The following is a 21476-nucleotide window of genomic DNA, read 5'->3' as shown; positions in this document are numbered from 1 at the left end:
TGTGGAATTGTAAAAAATCATAGGCAAATAAAACTTTAAAAATGTTAGACAGTATATTTATAAGTTATATAATAAGCAAAGTCTGCAAAAATAGGAGGAATTAATAATGAGTGAATTATCACATCTTGATAAATTAGAAGCAGAAGCAATATATATTATTCGCGAAGTAGCTGCTGAATGTGAAAAACCAGTAATGTTATATTCAATAGGAAAAGACAGTTCTGTTATGTTACACCTTGCTATGAAAGCATTTTATCCGGAGAAACCACCATTTCCTTTCATGCACATAGACACTACATGGAAGTTTAAAGAAATGACAGAGTTTCGTGACAGAAGAGCAAAAGAATTGGGAATAGAAATGATCGTTCATAGTAATGAAGAGGCTTTAAAACAAGGAATTAATCCCTTTGATCATGGGTCAGCTTATACAGATATTCTGAAGACACAGGCTTTAAAACAAGGGCTAAAAAAATATGGATTTACTGCAGCCTTCGGCGGAGGACGTCGTGATGAAGAAAAGTCACGTGCAAAGGAAAGAATTTTTTCTTTCCGTAATGAGGCGCAAGCATGGGATCCTAAAAATCAGAGACCAGAAATGTGGAAACTGTATAACACTAGAATTCATAAAGGCGAGAGCATGAGAGTGTTCCCTATTTCAAACTGGACTGAAAGAGATATTTGGCAATATATTAAAAGGGAAAATATTGATATTGTATCATTATATTCTGCAAAAGTACGTCCAGTAGTGTATAGAGATGGCAATATTATTATGGTAGACGATGATAGAATGAAGTTATTACCAGGAGAGAAGGTTGAACACAAAAAAGTTCGTTTTAGAACTTTAGGATGTTATCCTCTTACAGGAGGTATGGAGTCAGATGCTGTAACTTTAGATGAGATAATTGAAGAAACATTGAGTGCAGTATCATCTGAGAGAACCACCCGTGTTATTGATACTGAAGAAGTGGGCAGCATGGAGAGAAGAAAGAGAGAGGGGTATTTCTAATATGAAGAGCTTATTAAAGTTTATAACATGTGGTAGTGTGGATGACGGAAAATCCACTCTTATAGGACATATTTTATATGATGCAAAGCTTCTATTTGCAGATCAGGAAAAGGCTTTGGAGTTAGATAGCAAGGTTGGTAGCCGTGAGGGAGCCATTGATTATTCTTTATTATTGGATGGTCTTATGGCAGAGCGTGAACAGGGTATTACCATCGATGTTGCATATCGTTATTTTACAACAGATAGACGAAGCTTTATCGTAGCTGATACACCAGGTCACGAAGAGTATACTAGAAATATGGCAGTTGGTGCATCCTTTGCAGATCTTGCCATTATACTTATTGATGCAAAACAAGGGGTGCTTGTTCAAACAAGAAGACATGCAAGAATTTGTTCTTTAATGGGTATCAAACATCTTGTATTTGCTGTGAATAAGATGGATTTAATAGGATTTGATCAGGAAAGATTCCTAAAAATTGAAGAACAAATTAAGGAATTAGAGAAAGAACTCTCATTAGAAAATATTGCAATTATTCCTGTATCTGCTACAGAAGGAGATAATGTTACGAAGAAGTCAGAAAATATACCATGGTATACAGGAGAACCTATTTTAACTTATCTTGAAAATGTAGATGTTGAAAGTACTTCTGAGGAAGAAGGTTTCTATATGCCAGTGCAGAGAGTATGTAGACCAAATCATACCTTCAGAGGTTTTCAAGGACAGATTGAAGCTGGTAGTATTGCAGTAGGAGATGAAATAACAACACTTCCAAGCAATGAAAAAGCATTAGTTAAAAGCATTCATTTAACAGATAAGAATGTAGAAAGTGCAGGAAAAGATCAACCTGTCACAATACAGCTTAATAAGGAAGTGGATGTATCTAGAGGATGTGTACTTACAAAGGATACAAAGCTTGTAGCTAGCAATTTAATTACTGCAACAATTCTTTGGATGGATGATTCTGAGTTAACTCCAGGTAAGGATTACTTTGTAAAGATTGGAACAAAGATGCTGCCAGGTGTTGTTACAGAAGTAAAATATAAAATTGATGTAAATACTGGAGAGCATTTAGCAACCGGATTTTTAAAGAAAAATGAAATAGCAGTTTGTGATATTTCACTTTCTCAAAAGATTGTAGTTGATAAGTTTAATGTTCATAAAACTCTTGGAGAACTTATATTAATCGATCGTATTACTAATATGACATCAGCCTGCGGTGTTGTAGAAGATATATTCAATAGCGAAAACAAGAAGGATAACGTTGCTTTTGAGTATAATGATCTACAAGCAAGAGGAGATATTTTTGAAGAGTTTTATTATAACACAGAAAGTTTATCTCTATCAAAGTATAAGTCAATAGGACATACCTATACAGTGGGAGATGAAATTCCAGTTAAAGGTGAGAGCTATAAGTATCCAGAAAATATTGATATTTTAGTTCTTCGTGACTGGGTAGCTATCAAAGTTCGTGATAAGAAAATTATTGATATTCAATCAATTGACGGATATGAATATGCAGGAGTGCCAGTTGTTAACGGCAGAGGTTTTGCTGTAAAGGTGAACTCAGCTGAGGAAATTTCAGAGTTCTTAAATGAATATAAGAAAATGAATGAAGAAAATGAAATAGAGTTCTTGAATAAATGGCTTAGCTTAGAAACTTATAGAAGAGTAATATTTCATAGCAATTACTGGGTAATATAATTACTGAAAGTATAAGATTAGCATTATCATAATTATAGATAAACAGAACAGAAAGTTGACCTATCTTTTTAGTAGGTCAACTTTCTGATATAAAAGAAAAAGAACAGACTCAAATTCAATAATATTAATATCTAAAGGCCGATTATACAAATTAGTAAAATCAGTCTTTGATTTTTTTAGCTAATCTATTAGAAAAACTCAATCTCAAGTTCAGACAATAAGATACCTCTATTATCAATTTAGAAAAAGTATGTTATAATTTTAAAAATATACACACAAATTGATATATTTAACTAAAAGAAAAATTGGGGTGGTTTTTATGACTAAAAACAAAATAATTAATGCAAAAATTGCATTAGATTCTTTAAGCACTTATAGGGGGCTATTACAAGATAAGGTGTTAAATGAGCTTAATGGTTTACTTACATATCTATTAAGTCAGGAAAAAGAGATTAGTACTATTATCAATAAATATAATGATTTTTATTATTGCTTAATAAATAGCAATTCTACAAATACATTTAAAAGCTACATAATAAACTGTATTCTCTTTGATACTAACGTATTTTCAAAAGCAGCTGAGATAAAAGAATTTAGTAGTATAAATAATTGTATAAAAAATGCTGTGGTTAACGATTTATTATGCCTTCAAAGGATTGCATCACTTTCAGCGGAGGATATAAAAAGCTATTTAAAAGAGACCAATCTACATTGGGATTATGAGATTAATGTAGTAATGGCTCTTCCAGTATGGGATTTTAAAGATTATATAAGCAGTAATTCTAAAATTAATAGTATATTTGAAGAATTTAACACATCGGAAGACTGGAATTTATGTATCGAAAAATTAGCAGATTTCTATAAAGAAAATGGAACTGGAATCTTTGCAAAATATAAGGGATTTGTATGGGAAAAACAAAATAGCATTGGAAGATTAAAAGGTATTGATGCTCCAGATCCTATAAGAATCAGTGATTTAATAGAGTATAATTTTGAACGTAAAATTATTGTAGAAAATACCCTTAGCTTTTTAAAAGGCAATTCAGCAAATAATATACTCCTATATGGTGATAGAGGGACTGGTAAATCCTCAACGGTAAAGGCCTTGCTAAATGAATATTGCGATCAAGGTTTAAGAATTATTGAATTACAAAAAGCTTTTGTTTCTGATTTTTCTGAGGTAATAAGAGCTATTAAGAACAGTTCTCTAAAGTTTATTGTATTCATTGATGATTTAGCCTTTGAAGACAACGAAGAGAATTATACGGCCCTTAAGGCTGTTTTAGAAGGTGGATTAGAAAGTACACCTAAGAATTTAATCATATATGCAACATCAAATAGAAGACATCTTATAAAAGAAACCCATAGTGGCAGAGAAGATGAAATACATAGTTCTGATGCAATGCAGGAAAAATTATCACTTGCAGATAGATTTGGAATTACAGTGACATTCTTGTCTCCAGATCAAAATAAATACTTAGAAATCGTAGAAGGTATGGTTAGAAATAGGGGCTTAATAATAGAAAAAGAGCAGCTTAAGAAGCAGGCACTAGTATGGGAAATGAGATATAATGGACGTTCTCCTAGAACTGCAAAACAGTTTGTGGATTGGTTAGAAGGTCAATTAAATTAAGAATATGTAACAATAGAGTTTGTACTCAAATAATGAAAAGGAGGTAAGTTTTATCAGTTTAGTAATATATTCTGATAAATAAAATAGTGCTATGAATAATGAAACTATACTTAAGCCTATTAAAAATGGAGATGATGGGAGTTATTATATTGATTTAAGAATCATTACTGAGAATAATGAGAAAATCACATCCAAGCAAGTACTATTGCCATTTTTTCATAATACTGTTTTTAAAGAATTAGAGATAACTTGTGATCATATTCCACCATGGTTTGGTATGGAACTTAAACAGTTAAATTTGCAATTTTACAGCGAGCCTATAGAGGAAACAGGATTTAAGGTAAAAGTATATCCCATAGATTATCAAATCTAATACAAACAGTATCTTTTATTTGGAATTTGTATGAAAAGGAATACTTAATATCAAGCTCTATTTATTGTTTATTTACATCAACAGAAATAAACAATAAGTAGAGCTGCTTTTATATATTCGGTCATTATTTATAAAAATTTTGAATTTTTAGGATATATTAAACGATTTAGTGAATAAAAAGGAATTATAATAAAACTATAGCAAAAAACATTGTTAAAATACAGATTATCTTTAAAAAAATTGACTAAATACAGTTTTTATGATATTTTTTTTGTATATAGGAATAATATTTTAGGAGGACTTTTATGAACAATGAAAAACAAACTATAAAAATTGCAAGTGCAGATCCTTCTGCGTTAGGATTATTTGGACTAGCCATGGTTACCTTAGTAGCATCATCACAAAAATTAGGGATTACTACTGGCTTATCTTTTGTAATTCCATGGGCAGTTTTCTTAGGTGCATTTGCTCAGTTATTTGCATGCATTAATGATTCAAAGCATGAAAATACATTTGGAACAACTGCATTTGGTGGATATGCATTCTTCTGGATGGCTGTTGCGACTTCATGGTTATTTAAGATGGGCGTATTTGGAAAACAATTAGCTGTTGTTGATGACAAACAGCTTGCATTTGCTTTTCTTGGGTATTTAATTTTTAGTGTTTTTATGACAATTGGAGCAATGGAAACACATAAGGTATTATTTGTTATTTTTGTACTAATAGACTTTTTATTTATAGGTTTAACATTAAGCACTTTTGGGATAGCTGAACATGCTACACATCAACTTGCAGCATATTCAGAACTAGGTATAGCGATATTTTCATTTTATGGGTCAGCAGCTTCAGTTTTAAATAAACATTTCGGAAGAGTTTTCTTACCAGTTGGGAAACCATTTGGAATTTTCAAGAAGTAAATTGAATATTACGCAAGAGTGAATATACTGCAACTTTAAACGGAACTTTAAAATATAAGTTCCGTTTTTTACTTACTTTGATAGTAATTTTTCAAATTCTTCAATGATTTCTTTTTCTACAAGATTCATATTTGTTTTTCCAATATAACTGAATTGAATTTGATTTGTCCTAACAAAACTCATAGCTCGATTATAAGTTGCATGATTCATAAAACCAGTATAGAAAAATATAAAATCAGTATTGTTTAAAATATCAATTTCAAAATTTTCGTTAAATCCATTTAGGGGTCTTATTTGAGGATATTTTTCTCTAAATTTTCTTCGCCACTTTTTAGAGCCACCTATAATTAACACCTTTTTATTAGTAACATAATATTCTAATGTTTTATCAGAAACTTTTGGAATATAGTCATTTTGTACTTGAAAAATATATTCTCTTAAAGCATTTAATTCACATCTATACTTTCGTTCTTCTGATAATTGAATTTCCAACGACTTGATTTTATTTTGTGTGATATTTAATTCGGATTTATGGTTTTTGCTTATTTTATTTATTTGATTATTTAAACTTTCATTAAATAAAATTTTTTCTTGCTCAAGTGAGTTTAATTTGGCTTTAAGTTCTGTATTTTCTTCTATAACATCATGAAGCTTTTCCTCAAGAGAGTTTATTTTAAAGAGTAAAGTGTCTTCGTTATTTTCAAAGTATAAGACTCTTGCTTTTTTATATTGATCAATTAAGGACTTTGTAAAAATACCATTTACAAGGGTTTGAAGTATGGCTTTGGAATCCAGCTTATTATTGGATTTCTTTATGTAGGAAAGGATTATTTCATCGATATTTAGAAAATTGTAATTATAAAAAATATAATTTGGATCTAGTTTATTAGCAAAGAATAAGTTTTTTAATATATCCCTGAAGTTCTCTACATCCTTATTATTGCTATCTTGAAGATCCTTATAACTATATATCTTGCCATACTCTTTATGCAATAGTGTCTTAATTTCCTGTATTTTATCCTTATAGCCCTTTAATTCTTCGTCGATGTTTCTTGTTATAAAACTACTAAATTCAAAGTGCTTTAAATCCTCAATAATTGATATGAGAAAGCCTTGATCTACTAACTCAGCAGAGCGATACATTCCTAAATAGAAATATATTGCACCGTATAATCTTGAAAATATTATTCTATTTGTCTTATCCATTTGAGAATATTTTTTAGCAAGCTCCCTTTTATCATGCTTTTTAACAGAATTATAAACTGCAGGATAATACTTTCTAAGGAGCTTAATCATATTGTTTCTTAAATTAGCATCTATCTCTGAAACTAAAAGGATGCCTAATACTTTTCTCGCGTGAATCTCCTGCTCTAATGTGCCTTGTTTCATGATAACATGATTTATACATGTAGAGTTTTTAGCAGCATTATAGTATTTTAAACTATCTGAGGTATATAGATTATTTACGTCCCTTATCATTTGGTTGTTAACAACTAGTGCAATGCTTATATTAGCAAAAATATAGTTTATTAAAATATCAGAAGGTATGTTCCACTTTAAACCTATTACTTTTGAAAAGTTTTCAATATTCATGTACATTGTATCTAGAGTTTCTTCAGTATATTCCATTTGAAAAACACATCCTTTAATCTAAAAGTAAGTTTGGAGATACATGTCAAATCTTCATTTGTTTTAAGAATCTTAAGTTTATATTATTAAAATTATATACTCATTATTAATAACAAAGCAATATTGAACTGAAACAAATATCAATAAGCAAGCTAATAATAATAATAATTAAATCTATGAACATAATTTTAAAAAAGTTTTTCAAAGTTTTTTATTTAAATTTTGTAAACACTCAAGTTTTGTGGTAAAATAGAAAGAAATTTGTTACACACATATTAAATTAGGGGGCAATTAAATGTATAAAATTCAAAAGTACAACAATGTTTCACAGGAAAAACTTGATGTAATGTCAAAGGATTTGTATGAAATTGGGGAACATTTCGACAATCCTGATGGAATCATACTAAGAAGCTATAACTTACTTAATAGTGAGCTTCCTCAAAGCATTAAAGCAATTGCAAGGGCTGGTGCTGGGGTTAACAATATACCAGTAGACAGATGTTCTGAACAGGGAATTGTTGTTTTTAATACTCCTGGTGCTAATGCAAATGGTGTTAAAGAACTTGTTTTAACCTCTCTTTTTCTTTCTTCAAGAAAGATTAATAAAGGAATAAGTTGGGCCAAGTCTCTTAAAGGAAAAGGTGAAGAGGTTCCAAAATTAATAGAAAAAGGTAAGTCTAACTTTGAAGGTCCAGAAATCAAGGGGAAAAAACTTGGAATTATAGGTCTTGGAGCTATAGGTGCAATGGTTGCTAATGATGCTATAGCACTTGGTATGGAAGTAATAGGATATGATCCTTTCATATCTGTAGATCAAGCTTGGAGACTTTCACGAAACGTAGAAAAGGAGACAAATCTTGATAACTTGCTTGCAGTATCAGATTATATTACTATTCATGTTCCGCTAAATGCTAATACAAAAGGTATGCTTAACAAAGAAAAGTTTGCGCTTATGAAAAAGGGAATAAAGATAATAAACATGGCAAGAGGTGGACTAGTTGTAAACAATGATTTGCTTGAAGCAATAGAAGATGGTACAGTAAGTTGCTATGTTACAGATTTTCCGGATGATGAATTATTAGATAATGAGAATGTTATTACAATTCCTCATTTGGGCGCGTCAACTCCGGAATCAGAAGAAAACTGTGCAACTATGGCAGTAGAGGAGCTTAAAAACTTCCTTGAGAGAGGGAATATAAAGAATTCAGTGAATTTTCCAGATTGTGAACTTAGTCACTCGGGTAATCCAAGACTTCTAGTTGCTAATCTTAATGTTCCTAACATGGTTGGACAGATAACCACCATATTAGCTGGAAATAAAATCAATATTTCTGATATGATAAATAGACATAAGGGCAACATTGGATACAATATAATTGATGTTGAAGGAGAAGTAACAGAAGGAGTACTGGAAAAAATTAAGGCAATTGAGGGAGTAAGGATGGTAAGATTTATTCCATAACTACTGGCTTTAATCTGATTGATTATATATATGAACAATAAACATATATAAACCATTGTCTGCAGGTGGCTTAAGTGACCATTGCAGGCAGTGGTGTTTTTTTATATAGGTCTAATTTTATCCGATGACTACCCGCTCTAATACTCCCATCTTCTTCAAAGTGTACGTTGCGAGCGGCTATGTCCCTGGATTCGTTCAACTAAGAATCAGGTAGGGTCTCAAACCCCATCTGATTCAAGTTTACACTTCATATTCTTAAGGGGCATTAAGATAAAATGTGGTTATTAATGGTGCTATTTATAATGATTTGATTGTCGCATTGTTATCTTTACATTAATTTAAAATTAGATAAAATGAATGAGTGAGAAATTATCGTTTCAAATAAGAAATAAGGTTTTATCAGTAAATGATTATGAAAAAATCAAATTAAATAAAAATTAATAAGAATGCAATTGCAAAATAGAGCATGTATTGAATAATTAGTAATTATGATGCAATTTTATTGATAAATTAATATTTTGTTTGCATAATGTGAAAAATCATATTGCAAAAATGAATGATAATGCAGTATAATATAATCAGATAAAGAAGGAAAATTGCAGGATTTTTTATAAATATGGCATTTAACTTAAAATTACTTTATTTGCAAAATTGTTATATAGAAAGGTGATTAGAATTGATTAGATTAGAAGGTGTTCATAAATACTATGGAAACATGCATGTGTTAAAGGGAATTGACTTGAACATAGCAAGCGGTGAAAAATTAGTTATAATAGGACCTAGTGGTTCGGGAAAAAGTACGCTTATTAGGAGTATGAATCTATTAGAAAAACCCTCTGAAGGTAAGGTTATAGTAGATGGTATTGATATTACAGATCCTAAGGCACCAATTACAAAAGTGAGACAATCTGTTGCTATGGTTTTTCAACAATTTAATTTATATCCACATAAAACAGTTCTTGAAAATGTAACCTTAGCACCGATTTTAGTAAAAAAGGTCCCTAAAAAGGAAGCAGAAGAATCTGGAATGGCATATTTAGAACGGGTTGGTTTAAAAGACAAAGCCAATGCATACCCTGCACAGCTTTCAGGTGGACAACAACAGCGTGTGGCTATTGCTAGGGCTCTTAATATGAAGCCGCAAATTATTCTCTTTGATGAACCTACATCCGCATTAGACCCTGAGATGATTCAAGAAGTGCTCGATGTTATGGTGAATCTTGCTAGTGAAGGAATTACAATGGTGGCAGTAACTCACGAGATGGGTTTTGCACGTAGAGTAGCAGATAGAGTAATCTTTGTTGATGGGGGAGAAATTTTGGAGGAAGGACCACCAGAACATTTCTTTACTAACCCAACTCATGAAAGAACTAAGTTATTTTTAAGTCGTATAGTTCATTAAAAATATAAATATAAATATAAAATTTATTGATAACATAAGAGGGGGAAAAAATATGAAAAAGTTAAAAGTACTTATAGGAAGTTTAGTTCTTGTTACAGGATTAATGTTAACAGGATGTGGATCAACTGCTCAAAAAACAGATGCTGCTAAATCCTCAGGAGCTGACATTAAAGCTATAAAGGATAGAGGAACACTTAAAGTTGGAGTTAAGGTGGATGTTCCAAAGTTTGGATATAAAGATCCTAAAACTTCAAAAATAGAAGGTTTTGAAATTGATATCGCTAAGGCAGTGGCTAAAAAGATTTTAGGTGATGAAAATAAGGTTGATTTACAAGCAGTGACTGCAAAAACAAGAGGACCACTTTTAGATAGTGGACAAGTTGATATGATTGCAGCTACATTTACTGTAACAGATGAACGTAAAAAGAGTTATAATTTCTCAGATGCATACTTTACAGACGGTGTAGGGATAATGGTTAAAAAAGCAGCTGGGATACAGGATTTAAAAGGATTAAATGGTAAAAAGATAGGTGTAGCTCAAAGTGCTACAAGTAAGCAAGCTATCCAAAAAGAAGCAGATAAAATTGGAAGTAAAGTTACTTTCTTAGAATTTGCAACTTATCCAGAAATTAAAGCAGCTTTAGACGCTGGTCGTGTAGATGCTTTCTCAGTTGATGGAGCTATTCTTAATGGATATTTAGATGACTCTACTGTAATCATAGATCAACGTTTCAGTCCACAAGATTACGGAATAGCATCTAAAAAAGGTAATGATGAATTAGCAAAAGCTATAAATGATACTGTTAATGAAATGAAAAAATCAGGTGAACTTGATAAGTTAATACAGAAATGGGGGATTAAATAGTGCCAGGTCCTTTTGCAGCATTTAAGTGGCAAGCACTTTTTAGTGATTGGTCTATTTTTGCACAAGGATTTATTACAACAGTTTTAGCCTCTGTTATTGCTTTGACATTAGCAATGGTATTAGGTGTTGTTTTTGGAGTTTTGGGAGCATCAAATTATAAAGTTCCTAAAAGGATAAATAAAATTTATGTTGCTATTATACAAAATACTCCATTGGTAATCCAAGTGTACTTTTTATACCATGTATTGCCTCACTTTGGAATAATGCTATCAGTCTTTGTAGTTGGTGTTATTGGAGTAGGAATATATCATGGAGCATATATTGCAGAAGTAGTTAGAGGTGGTATTGAAGCAGTTCCAAGAGGTCAAATGGAATCAGCCGTTTCTCAGGGATTTACTTATATTGAAGCTATGAGGCATGTTATATTGCCTCAAGCAACAAAACTTATATTTCCACCGCTTACTAACCAAGCTGTTAGCTTAATAAAAAATACTTCAGTAATGGCTATGGTTGCTGGAGGAGACTTAATGTATCAAGCTGATTCATGGTCAAGTAATAATCTTTATTATGGACCAGCCTATATTATAACAGCATTGCTTTATTTACTATTATGTTTACCTCTTGCTAGGTTTGCTACAAGATTAGAACGTAGAACTGGGGTGGGAGTATGATAAGTGAAGTTTTTAAGCCAGAAGTATTTATATTTTTATTAAAGGGATTAGGGACTACATTATATTTAGCAGCAATGACTATTATATTTAGCTCAATCTTCGGAATAATTTTAGGAATAGGCCGTTTTGTAAATCATAAAATTATTAGTCCTATAGCAACTACGTATATTGAATTTGTACGTAATACTCCGCTTCTTTTGTTTATACTGGCAATACGTTTTATGGCCAATTTAGAGCCACTAAATGCAGGTATTACAGCAATGACAATATTTACAAGTGCTATTATTGCTGAAATTGTTAGAGCAGGATTAAATTCAATTAATAAAGGACAATGGGAAGCGGCAACATCACAAGGTTTTAATTATGTGAAAACATTAATTCATATTATACTGCCACAAGCTTTGCGTAATATGATACCACCTTTAGTTTCAACATTTATTACTGTAATCAAAGATACATCCTTTGTATGGGTAGTGGGAATTGAAGAACTGACAGGTAAAGGAATGATTATCATGGGACAGTATGCACAAACTTCTCAGGTTATTGCAATATTCTTCCTGATAGGATCAATGTATTTTATAATTAATTATGTGTTATCAATTGTTGCTCATAGACAGCAATTAAAAATAGTACGTTAATAATAGGGTTTTAGAGCTGAAGTTTAAATTATATTGCTGATAATTTAAATTTCAACTATAAATCCTCGTATGAAATAAAAGCTGGAGAGATTTTGTTTAGTAATCTCTCCAGCTTTTATTTTTGTTATTTCAATTCGTAATTGAGGACTCGTATAGTTAACTTACAAAGAAGGCAATTCTGATTGAAAGTATATTTGTACTATAATCTTAAGCAGGATTAGTCTATTTAGCAGTTGTGAAAAGTGAAATGATGGCCCATATCATAATAAAGCTTACAATAATAGTAATATTGCATAAAGTTCCCACCAGTTTTTCATCATAATTAAATTGTATGGCATAAGGAATAACTGCTGAACCAATAGGCAATATAAGACCTATAAGTAGTGTATAACGAAAAAGGGAATCAAAAGGTAGCAATACGAAAAGAACAGTCCCAATAGCTAGTCCAATAATATATCTTAAGGATAATATCTTAAATATGTTTTTCCAATAGCTTTTATCAAAGGAAAAGTTTAAATATATACCTAAAAGAAGAAGAGATAGTGGAGCATTTGCTTTTGATATTATTTTAGTGATATCTATAATTGCTGAAGGATAGTGAAAGCCAAATAGATTTAGTGTAAGCGTAACAATATAAGTCATTAGGGGTATAGAGGTAAGTAGTTTTCTTATAATGATTTTAAAGTTAATATGCTCTTGGTCAGGAGCGAAATAGCTAGCGATTATATAACATGCTCCAAAAACTATTAGTGCGTTGCCCATATCAAACATACCAAAATATTTTACACCGTTAGCTCCCCAGATTGATTCAACAAGAGGATAGGCAAATAATCCTATATTAAAACCTGGTGTTAACATGGCCAAGGTTCCTCTTATAGTTTTGGCTTCTTTTTTAAAAACATAAATACCAATTAAAGACATTAATAATCCGAAAAGGAAACCTCCTATGGTTAAAAAAATCAATGATAAATCAAGAATTATAGAGTTAAAGGTATTTATAATTAATGATGGTAGTGTAATATTGAATATAACTCTTGCCATGCCTTCTCCATCTTTTTCATGGATGATATTAAGTTTTTTAACTATATATCCTAAAGCGATAATTGATAAAGATAAAATAAATTGAGTATTTACATTTTCCATTATAGAGACATCTCCTTTGTATATTCGCTATAAAGCATCTTTAAAAATAACTAGTAAATATGCTAGTCTACTTTTGAAGATGAAGAATACTTTTCGAGCAAGTTTTACAAATTTTATTAGGAAAATTATAAACTAGCAAACAAATATTGTCAAGCAATGACGACAAAGCATTATTCTAATTATAGAAGTGAATATAATAAAAAGTTACAGAAAACTAATATCTTAAAATATAGATTATTATTTTTAAAATAATCTATATATTATCTTATAATTTAGTGATATAATTTTTATAAAATTTAGTTTTTTAAATATGGAATAAATAATTATTATATGAAGGGGAGGGGAATGCTTACAGAATTTAATAATATATGTAAGCATGATAAGTTTATGATTGATAATAAAGCATTTTATAAGTTAAGTTATGGGTTGTATGTTGTAAGTTCTGTTTCTGAAGGCAAAAAAAATGCTCAGATTGCCAACACGGTTTTTCAGATAACGTCAGATCCACTTATGGTTGCGGTAAGCATTAATAAGCAAAATCTTACTAATGAATACATACACAAAAGCAAGGTTATAGGCATCTCAGTTCTATCTGTGGAAACTCCTATGGAATTTATAGGACAATTTGGATTTAGATCTGGGAGGGATACTGATAAATTTGTAGGCATATCATATAAGATAGGGGAAAGTGGAGTTCCTATAGTTTTGGACAATGCAGCAGTATATTTTGAATTAGAAGTTGAGAAAGAGTTAGATGTTTCAACTCACACAGTATTTGTTGGTAGGGTATTAAATGCAGAAGTCCTTAAAGATATGGATCAAATGTCATATCAGTACTATCAGGATATAAAAAGTGGCAAAATACAAATGAATTTGCATGATAGTATGGATAAAACAGAAAAACCTATAAAGGTAACAGGTGATATGCCTAAATATCAATGTTCAATATGTGGATATATTTATGATTCATCTGTCGGAGATCTAGGCTCAGGTATTTCAGCAGGAACTTTATTTGAAAATATATCAGATAACTGGAGTTGTCCGGTTTGTGGAATGCCTAAAGACAAATTTGTACAAGTTTCTTAAATAAAAAGTAGGTTCTTTAGATTAAGTATCAAAGAACCTACTTTATTATTTAAGAAATTTTTAGGTTTAAAAATATACCATAAGATTAATATGAAGGCTATTGTTTTAGTTTACTCTTTATACTATTACCTGCATAGAGTATAAAGGTGGCAACACCAACAATCCAGTGTAATCCAAAAATTGCTCCGCCAAGACCGTATAGTTTTAATTTATTAAAGTACTTCTTTGCAAAGGAATTAAATAAATCTTCAATTTCTTTAGGGCTCATAGCCTTAATTTGATTTTCTGTAATTCCTCTAAAATCGACAGAGCTAATTATATTAGAAAAGTTTCTTGATGCTGAGTCTAAAACAGAAGTAAGAATTATTTTTACAACAGCTTCCTTTGAGGCATCATCAATAATATCTAATTTCTTACCAATAATATCTGTTAATATAGACTCTAGTACACTTTTTGTATCCTTATTCCAATCTACATTTTCTAGGATTTTTTCTATTGAATAGGATAGACAATTATTAAGCTCATCTAGATCCAGTAAATACTCTAATGTTTTTTCTTTCAAGTCTTTGTCTAAAAGGTTTATAAATTCACTAGTGCCATTTTTGATTGAAATACTACCATAAATTAATTCGCTTAATCTATCTGATAAACTCTCCACATAAGCTTTATCTATTCCATTTGTAAATGTACTAATCTTATTAGATAAAATTATACTTTCGAAAACACTGAAAATAAGGGTTGTATATTTAAGTGATAGGGTTTCCCTTTTTTCAATAATGTTGGTTATAAATTCTTTAGCTGTAAAGTCTATTTCATCTTCAAATATATTTACTAGATCCTCAGGTTTATTTATCGACAAAATATCAAAGAACTCTTTTAAATTAACATCTGTTATCCAATTAAATAAGCTATCAGTAATTTTAACAGTCATATGATCTAATCTTTGTACATTTTTTTCGTCATTAACAAATTTATTGATAACTTCTAAAACCTGACCCTGTTGAAGGGATAAATTCAAATTGCCTATAGTACTATTACAAATTTTATTGTTTATGAAATTTTCTAATACTGTGTTGAGTTCATCTTTTTTACTTTCAATAAATGCAGGAAATTTATCATTTATTAAATTATTTATAACAGAAGATACAATGTCATCTCCACCCAGCATATTATATCCCATCAATTCAATAAAGTTTAAGCTTTCCTTTGTAGTAGTAATGGCAACTTCTGATATAACTTTCTGGTTAGCAGTTAAGCCTGTTAAAATAGCCTTAATGGTATTGTCCATTATATAACTAAAATTATTCTCGATTATTTTCACAAAGAATCCACCAAACAATTGGCCTAGTTTCTTATCATTAGAAGTTTCTTTAGAAGCTATACCCTCTATCCAATTTAAAAGCTTTAGTCTTGTGTCTTCAGAAGTAATTTTACTGCTTATAATATTTTTTATATATTCTTGATATTTTATAATGTTATCTTGGTCAAGTAGTTCTTTAACTGACTTATTCTCTATATCTTCATATTTAGTTGATAACATTAATAATAATTCATTTCGTTTATCCTTATTATTAATGCCTGTTACTACATTATTAATTTCTTTCTCAATTTTATCAGTGATTTGCTTTTTTATTAATGTTTTAAAGTTCTCTGGTATTATCTTGAAAACTTCAATGTCTTCTTTTAGCAGATTGTCTAATGCTGCATATACTGACTGATTGGAATTTTTAATTCTTAGTAGAATATCTTCTTCTAATCTATTTTTAACTTTTGAGAAATCAACTTTACTAAGAGCTAAAGTTTTTGTTTGCTTAGATAAAGAAGTAGCAATTTGATATTTATTAGTGTAGATTGAGTTCTTAATATATTTGAAACTCTTATCAGCAATTGCTTCCGAATGGTTATTAAAAAAATCCACTACTAATTTATAATTATCCTTTGAAATTGTATTTTTAATTGAGTTAAGGATAATATCTGCATTCTTATTAAATAATTCTTCCATGCTGTTTTTCTTTAATAGTTCTTCATCTACAAAAGTACTCATAGATTTTGCAAACCTAGGTTTTCTACTGACTATAACTCCTGGTGTAAAAGGAATCTTAACTCCAAGTATTCTTTTTTCATAATAAGGCTTAAAAAGCATTTCTAAAGCTTGAACGTTAGTAAGCCAACCAACAAAGGCATAAACTGCCACACTAATAAGTGTAGCTGTAAGGTAATTATACTGAGTAACAGAGTTATCGAAGAAGTACATACCAATTCCAACTATGGCTCCAAGTAGTGCACCGATTACGGTAATTGGCTTCATTTCCTTTCCCATAAACTCTTCAATCATTGTTTGGAGTTCTTCATCTTTTAATTCACGCAAATTACTTGAAACAGCCTTTTTTATGGTCCCATTTAATATGTAAGGTAAGTTTTTCTTCAGTGTCGAAAGTGTAAAATTTGTTGCTTCACTTTTTATATTATCTAGACTATTTATTGTGTCTAAGAACAGTTTCAAATCTATATTTCTACTATTTTTTAAAAGTAGCTCTATCTTATTTGATATCTCTTCTATGAAGTCCTTAAGCAAGTTGTCTCTTAGATTACCCTTTAGGCTATCATACAAGCTAAGTGAACCTATAGATTTCTCTAGCTCTGTAGAAATGGATTTTATAATATTGCTTTCATTGCTATGTAAATTTTTTATAACTAATTTTTTAATAGCATCATAATTTGAAGACAATAAATTATCGCTTACAAGTTCACCTAAATTTAGGGTGTCTATATTTTTAACATTTTTTATAAGCTCTTCAGTAATTGTTTTAGTAGCTTTTTCTGTGTATATGTATTTATGTTTTAATAAATCAAGTACTGGATATTTAATATGATTTTCAAAAAACTTTACTAAACTGATACTAAATATATCTCCAACCTTTTTATTTAAAAGACTAGAAAAATAATCCTCTGGTAGATAATCTATATAATTAGCAATGTTATAATTTATAGCATTACTAAGACTCTCAGCTGTAAATACTTTGTTTTTTTCTAATTTATAGATAATATCAGATATTTTCTCCTCTCTTAGATACTTAATTATTATAAGAGTTATGTCTTTACTTATAGAATCTATATCGGCATTTTGTTCTAGGTAATCAGTGATTTTAGATACTATATCAAATTTTTTAGCTACGTCATTTAAGAACTTGTCTCTAACTAAACCTAAAACGTTCTTTTTCATTCCATCATCAATAGAACTTATAGTATCATCTATTGCTTTTTCTATTAAACCCTCTATATCCTCCTTATTTTTTTCTATCCATAGTATTATCTCTTTTATAGCATATTGCAATTTATCTTTGAAAAAGCTTTCTACATTACTCTTTAAGTCGTCAGAAAGCAACTCTAAAACAGGTTTGTCAATGCTTTTTAGAAGATTGTGTAGTTCTTTACTGAAGTTGTTTATTAGCCTTTTCCCATTATCAGATACAGTAAAATCTTTTATTTTATCTATTAAACCCTTAGAGAATTTAATATTATCTGCATTAGCTACTAAATCTATAATACTTTTTTCTAAAAGTTTTTCTTCCAATGAACTTAATATTTTATTTATTTCTAAAGTTTTGAGGGTATTCTCAAAGACAGCATCCATGTCTTTGTCGAAATTATTTTTTAAGTCAATATGTAAGTTTTTAAGTATATCTTCAAGATTTTTGATTACAACATCCGAGAGTTTATTTCCAAAGAATTCACCAAAGTTTATGTTTTTATTCTCATTATAAAAATCCTTAACATTTTCTTCAATGAAATCACTGTTGTTTAATATATGCAAAATAGATTTAAACAATTGATCACTTATGTATTCACCCTGTTTTTTATTTAGGATATCTTTTAAATATATATTCTTACAAATATCATCAAAAATATTAGGTAAGTGTTGATTAAGATAAATTTTCATGTAATTCTCAGTCTTATCTATTGTGGAATTAAAACCATTAAGTTCTCTTAGCTTTAAATTAGAAGTATTTTCGTAAATAGATTGATTTAAAAAATCATCTACAAAATCAACAATGCTATTTTTAAAGGATTCCTTTGATAGTTCCTCTTTTAAAGTCTCTGGATTAATTATGTCTCTTTCAACTAAAGTACTTATATTATCAATAAATTCCTCTCTAGTTTTTATTATTACTCCTCCGAGTTTTAAGCTACCAACTCCGTATTCTCTAAATATCATTTTAATTGCTATAGAATTTGTTATATATCCTGTTATTGAACCAGTTAAAACTTCTTTTATCAAATCAAATTGCATATGGTCCTCCTTTAAGTAATTTTTTTATGCTGTAGTTCAGTAAAAATCTCCACCTATAACCCCTTTAAAGAATTGGAAGAAGTTTTACTTTATTCAACGTTATAATATTATATTTGCTCAATATTGTCAACGAATAAGGGGGTCAAGCTCAGTTACTTGGTTTATTAAAAAAGCACCAGTTATACTTCAACTGGTGCTGGAGACTTTTAATTAATCTTCATCACATTCACATTCATATATAGATCTATGATATGGTGGATGATATGGTCTTGGATAGTGTGGTCTTGGATAATAAGGACGAGGATAATATGGTCTTGGATAATAATAAGGATGAGGATAATATGGACGTCTACGTCTGCGTCTTCTAGGACGTCTCTGTCTATAGCCTGGGTCCCAATCATCTTCTTCGTCATATTCATACTCATATGGATCGTCATATTCAGCATATTCATCTGCCATAGGCATTGAATATCTGCATAGAGGACAGTAAGACATAGGATAAGTAGGGTTGCTTATATCATCAGTCTCGGAGTAATTTTCTATTATATCTTCAGTATTGTTGTCTTTGTAGTTAATGTCGCTCATGAAATACCTCCATAAAATTTACTACACTACTATAATATGAATAAGTATCTGAATTGTTACTGAAAATTAAAAAATAATTTTTTAGGAAAAAAAGGGATATTACTAAAATATTTATTTAGAACGCTATTTATTTGAGAAATTACTTAAAAAATAAAGGTAAATTGTAAGAAAAATTAGATTTGAAGAAAAAATAAGTTGAAAATGTATTCAGTATTGTTAAATAGTAAAAATCAACAGAAATAAATTGATAGATTATTAAAAATATAGTGAAAAAATTAATAATTTAATAAAAAGTTATTGATTATCTAGGAAAAACATGTTATATTTTAAAAAAGGTCAAATAAAACAAATAATTCAGAAAATAAAAGGAGGAATTCAAAATGAGACAGGTAGCAATTTATGGAAAAGGTGGAATTGGAAAATCAACTACAACTCAAAATCTTACAGCAGGACTTGCAACTATGGGCAAAAATATAATGGTAGTAGGTTGTGACCCAAAAGCAGATTCAACAAGATTATTATTAAATGGACTAGCTCAAAAATCAGTATTGGATACTTTAAGAGAAGAAGGAGAGGATGTAGATTTAGATTTAATATTAAAATCAGGTTTTGGTGGAATTAGATGTGTTGAATCCGGTGGTCCAGAACCAGGTGTTGGATGTGCTGGTAGAGGTATAATAACTTCAATAAATATGCTTGAACAATTAGGCGCTTACACTGAGGATTTAGATTATGTATTTTATGATGTATTAGGAGACGTTGTTTGTGGTGGTTTTGCTATGCCAATCCGTGAAGGAAAAGCACAAGAAATATATATAGTTGCAAGTGGTGAAATGATGGCATTGTATGCAGCAAACAATATATCAAAGGGTATTCAAAAGTATGCAAATAGTGGTGGAGTTAGATTAGGTGGCATAATTTGCAACAGTAGAAAAGTAGATAATGAATATGAATTACTTGATGCTTTTGCTAAAGAATTAGGAAGTCAATTAATTCACTTTGTACCAAGAAGTCCAATGGTTACAAAAGCAGAAATAAACAAGAAAACTGTTATAGATTATGATACAACTACTGAACAAGCTGATGAATACAGAGAATTGGCAAGAAAGATAGATGAAAATAAGATGTTTGTTATACCAAAACCAATGACACAGGAGAGATTAGAAGAAATATTAATGCAATATGGTCTTACTGACTAATATATAGGAATAGGAAGTGTTACTTTGATAAAGTCAAAAAAACAAAATATCCCCCATTTTGCGAGAATGAGAGATATGCCTTCACAAAAGTAATACTTATGTAAAGTTTTACAATAACATTATAACACAAAGAATAAAGGAGGTCAATTTATGTTAATGATAAAAGCTATATTGAGACCAGAAAAAGTAGGATTTGTACTATCTGAATTATGTGATGCAGGTTTTCCTGCAGTCACAAAATATGATGTAGTAGGTAGAGGAAAACAAAGAGGGGTAAAAGTAGGCGAAGTTTACTACGATGAAATACCAAAAGAAATGATTATGCTAGTAGTAAAAGATGAAGATAAAGATGATGCAATTAAAATAATTATTAAAAATGCTAAAACTGGTGAAAAAGGAGCATTTGGAGACGGAAAAATATTCGTAGTACCTGTAGAAGAGGCTTACACTATAAGTTCTAACTCAAAAGAGCTATAAAAGGAGGCCATAGAGATGAAAGAAATTACTGCTATTATTAGAATGAATATGGTTACAAAAACAAAAGAAGCTCTTTTAAAGAGTGGATTTCCAGCATTTACTTGTAGAAAAGTAATGGGACGTGGAAAAAGAAAAGTGGATTTTTCCTTTTTCACTACAGAATTTCAGGAAAAATTACAGGATAAAAATATTGCAGAACAAGTTACAGAAATGCATAGATTAGTTGCTAAGAGAATGATAACAATTTTGGTAGACGATGCAGATGTTCAAAATGTAGTAAACACCATTGTTGAAGTAAACCGTACTGGTAATCCAGGAGATGGAAAAATATTCGTTACCAATGTAGTAGATGTTGCAAGAGTAAGAACTGGCGAAACAGGAACAGCTGCAATATAAA

18 protein-coding genes are annotated in these 21476 nt (G+C 30.0%); 14 read left to right on the top strand and 4 right to left on the bottom strand.

Features of this window, described 5'->3' with window-relative positions:
* Positions 1–106: 106 nt before the first annotated feature.
* The 5 genes from cysD (at position 107) to CLMAG_RS14905 (ending at position 5631) form a co-directional block, all read left to right on the top strand.
* A complete protein-coding gene (gene cysD, locus CLMAG_RS14925) occupies positions 107–1006 on the top strand; it encodes a sulfate adenylyltransferase subunit CysD (RefSeq protein WP_066623987.1) in 900 nt (299 codons plus the stop codon).
* 1 nt (position 1007) lies between these two features.
* On the top strand, positions 1008–2708 hold the full coding sequence (locus tag CLMAG_RS14920) for a sulfate adenylyltransferase subunit 1 (protein ID WP_066623985.1): 1701 nt from the start codon (positions 1008–1010) through the stop codon (positions 2706–2708).
* Between the two features lie 319 nt (positions 2709–3027).
* The gene (locus CLMAG_RS14915) at positions 3028–4341 is read left to right on the top strand and encodes an ATP-binding protein (protein WP_066623983.1); all 1314 of its coding nucleotides are present in this window, start codon (positions 3028–3030) and stop codon (positions 4339–4341) included.
* 91 nt (positions 4342–4432) lie between these two features.
* Positions 4433–4714 (top strand): Fe-only nitrogenase accessory AnfO family protein, encoded by a 282-nt coding sequence (locus CLMAG_RS14910; protein WP_066623980.1) that lies wholly within the window; start codon positions 4433–4435, stop codon positions 4712–4714.
* Positions 4715–5019: 305 nt separating this feature from the next.
* Positions 5020–5631, top strand: coding sequence for an acetate uptake transporter (locus CLMAG_RS14905; protein ID WP_066623978.1), 612 nt, complete (start codon positions 5020–5022; stop codon positions 5629–5631).
* A gap of 72 nt (positions 5632–5703) precedes the next feature.
* Here the strand turns inward: CLMAG_RS14905 and CLMAG_RS14900 are convergent, their stop codons facing one another.
* Positions 5704–7260 (bottom strand): hypothetical protein, encoded by a 1557-nt coding sequence (locus CLMAG_RS14900; RefSeq protein ID WP_066623976.1) that lies wholly within the window; start codon positions 7258–7260, stop codon positions 5704–5706.
* A gap of 295 nt (positions 7261–7555) precedes the next feature.
* Between CLMAG_RS14900 and CLMAG_RS14895 the strand changes: the two genes are divergently transcribed.
* From CLMAG_RS14895 to CLMAG_RS14875, 5 genes are all read left to right on the top strand, one after another.
* On the top strand, positions 7556–8722 hold the full coding sequence (locus tag CLMAG_RS14895; RefSeq protein WP_066623974.1) for a phosphoglycerate dehydrogenase: 1167 nt from the start codon (positions 7556–7558) through the stop codon (positions 8720–8722).
* A gap of 676 nt (positions 8723–9398) precedes the next feature.
* A complete protein-coding gene (locus CLMAG_RS14890) occupies positions 9399–10124 on the top strand; it encodes an amino acid ABC transporter ATP-binding protein (protein ID WP_066623972.1) in 726 nt (241 codons plus the stop codon).
* Positions 10125–10176: 52 nt separating this feature from the next.
* Positions 10177–10989 (top strand): transporter substrate-binding domain-containing protein, encoded by an 813-nt coding sequence (locus CLMAG_RS14885; protein ID WP_066623970.1) that lies wholly within the window; start codon positions 10177–10179, stop codon positions 10987–10989.
* Positions 10989–11660: an amino acid ABC transporter permease gene (locus CLMAG_RS14880; protein ID WP_066623968.1), complete on the top strand. Its 672-nt coding sequence runs from the start codon at positions 10989–10991 to the stop codon at positions 11658–11660. The genes CLMAG_RS14885 and CLMAG_RS14880 overlap by 1 nt, the downstream gene beginning before the upstream one ends.
* Complete coding sequence (locus CLMAG_RS14875) at positions 11657–12298, top strand: amino acid ABC transporter permease (protein ID WP_066623965.1); 642 nt, start codon at positions 11657–11659, stop codon at positions 12296–12298. The genes CLMAG_RS14880 and CLMAG_RS14875 overlap by 4 nt, the downstream gene beginning before the upstream one ends.
* Before the next feature lie 222 nt (positions 12299–12520).
* Here CLMAG_RS14875 and CLMAG_RS14870 read toward each other — a convergent pair whose 3' ends face one another.
* Positions 12521–13441, bottom strand: a complete 921-nt coding sequence (locus CLMAG_RS14870; RefSeq protein WP_066623963.1) for an AEC family transporter — start codon at positions 13439–13441, stop codon at positions 12521–12523.
* Between the two features lie 387 nt (positions 13442–13828).
* Between CLMAG_RS14870 and CLMAG_RS14865 the strand changes: the two genes are divergently transcribed.
* Positions 13829–14527, top strand: coding sequence for a flavin reductase (locus CLMAG_RS14865; RefSeq protein ID WP_066625043.1), 699 nt, complete (start codon positions 13829–13831; stop codon positions 14525–14527).
* A 97-nt stretch (positions 14528–14624) separates the two neighbouring features.
* Here the strand turns inward: CLMAG_RS14865 and CLMAG_RS14860 are convergent, their stop codons facing one another.
* Positions 14625–18818 (bottom strand): DUF445 family protein, encoded by a 4194-nt coding sequence (locus CLMAG_RS14860; RefSeq protein ID WP_066623955.1) that lies wholly within the window; start codon positions 18816–18818, stop codon positions 14625–14627.
* Positions 18819–19028: 210 nt separating this feature from the next.
* Positions 19029–19403: a hypothetical protein gene (locus CLMAG_RS14855; protein WP_175562148.1), complete on the bottom strand. Its 375-nt coding sequence runs from the start codon at positions 19401–19403 to the stop codon at positions 19029–19031.
* Positions 19404–19783: 380 nt separating this feature from the next.
* On the opposite strand from CLMAG_RS14855, the gene nifH reads away from it, so the two are divergent.
* The 3 genes from nifH (at position 19784) to CLMAG_RS14840 (ending at position 21475) form a co-directional block, all read left to right on the top strand.
* Positions 19784–20602: a nitrogenase iron protein gene (nifH, locus tag CLMAG_RS14850; RefSeq protein WP_066623954.1), complete on the top strand. Its 819-nt coding sequence runs from the start codon at positions 19784–19786 to the stop codon at positions 20600–20602.
* Between the two features lie 150 nt (positions 20603–20752).
* On the top strand, positions 20753–21079 hold the full coding sequence (locus CLMAG_RS14845) for a P-II family nitrogen regulator (RefSeq protein WP_066623953.1): 327 nt from the start codon (positions 20753–20755) through the stop codon (positions 21077–21079).
* A 15-nt stretch (positions 21080–21094) separates the two neighbouring features.
* Positions 21095–21475, top strand: coding sequence for a P-II family nitrogen regulator (locus CLMAG_RS14840; RefSeq protein ID WP_066623951.1), 381 nt, complete (start codon positions 21095–21097; stop codon positions 21473–21475).
* Position 21476: the final 1 nt, after the last annotated feature.

This window comes from Clostridium magnum DSM 2767 (genome assembly GCF_001623875.1).
In the GTDB taxonomy this organism is placed as follows: Bacteria; Bacillota; Clostridia; order Clostridiales; family Clostridiaceae; genus Clostridium_AM; species Clostridium_AM magnum.
Note: the sequence above shows the minus strand (reverse complement) of the source record. Positions and strands in the feature narration are given on the sequence as shown.

Coding starts and splice junctions, on each gene's coding strand:
- cysD (WP_066623987.1), top strand. CDS start 107: ATGAGTGAATTATCACATCTTGATAAATTAGAAGCAGAAGCAATATAT.
- CLMAG_RS14920 (WP_066623985.1), top strand. CDS start 1,008: ATGAAGAGCTTATTAAAGTTTATAACATGTGGTAGTGTGGATGACGGA.
- CLMAG_RS14915 (WP_066623983.1), top strand. CDS start 3,028: ATGACTAAAAACAAAATAATTAATGCAAAAATTGCATTAGATTCTTTA.
- CLMAG_RS14910 (WP_066623980.1), top strand. CDS start 4,433: ATGAATAATGAAACTATACTTAAGCCTATTAAAAATGGAGATGATGGG.
- CLMAG_RS14905 (WP_066623978.1), top strand. CDS start 5,020: ATGAACAATGAAAAACAAACTATAAAAATTGCAAGTGCAGATCCTTCT.
- CLMAG_RS14900 (WP_066623976.1), bottom strand. CDS start 7,260: ATGGAATATACTGAAGAAACTCTAGATACAATGTACATGAATATTGAA.
- CLMAG_RS14895 (WP_066623974.1), top strand. CDS start 7,556: ATGTATAAAATTCAAAAGTACAACAATGTTTCACAGGAAAAACTTGAT.
- CLMAG_RS14885 (WP_066623970.1), top strand. CDS start 10,177: ATGAAAAAGTTAAAAGTACTTATAGGAAGTTTAGTTCTTGTTACAGGA.
- CLMAG_RS14875 (WP_066623965.1), top strand. CDS start 11,657: ATGATAAGTGAAGTTTTTAAGCCAGAAGTATTTATATTTTTATTAAAG.
- CLMAG_RS14870 (WP_066623963.1), bottom strand. CDS start 13,441: ATGGAAAATGTAAATACTCAATTTATTTTATCTTTATCAATTATCGCT.
- CLMAG_RS14865 (WP_066625043.1), top strand. CDS start 13,829: ATGATTGATAATAAAGCATTTTATAAGTTAAGTTATGGGTTGTATGTT.
- CLMAG_RS14860 (WP_066623955.1), bottom strand. CDS start 18,818: ATGCAATTTGATTTGATAAAAGAAGTTTTAACTGGTTCAATAACAGGA.
- CLMAG_RS14855 (WP_175562148.1), bottom strand. CDS start 19,403: ATGAGCGACATTAACTACAAAGACAACAATACTGAAGATATAATAGAA.
- nifH (WP_066623954.1), top strand. CDS start 19,784: ATGAGACAGGTAGCAATTTATGGAAAAGGTGGAATTGGAAAATCAACT.
- CLMAG_RS14845 (WP_066623953.1), top strand. CDS start 20,753: ATGTTAATGATAAAAGCTATATTGAGACCAGAAAAAGTAGGATTTGTA.
- CLMAG_RS14840 (WP_066623951.1), top strand. CDS start 21,095: ATGAAAGAAATTACTGCTATTATTAGAATGAATATGGTTACAAAAACA.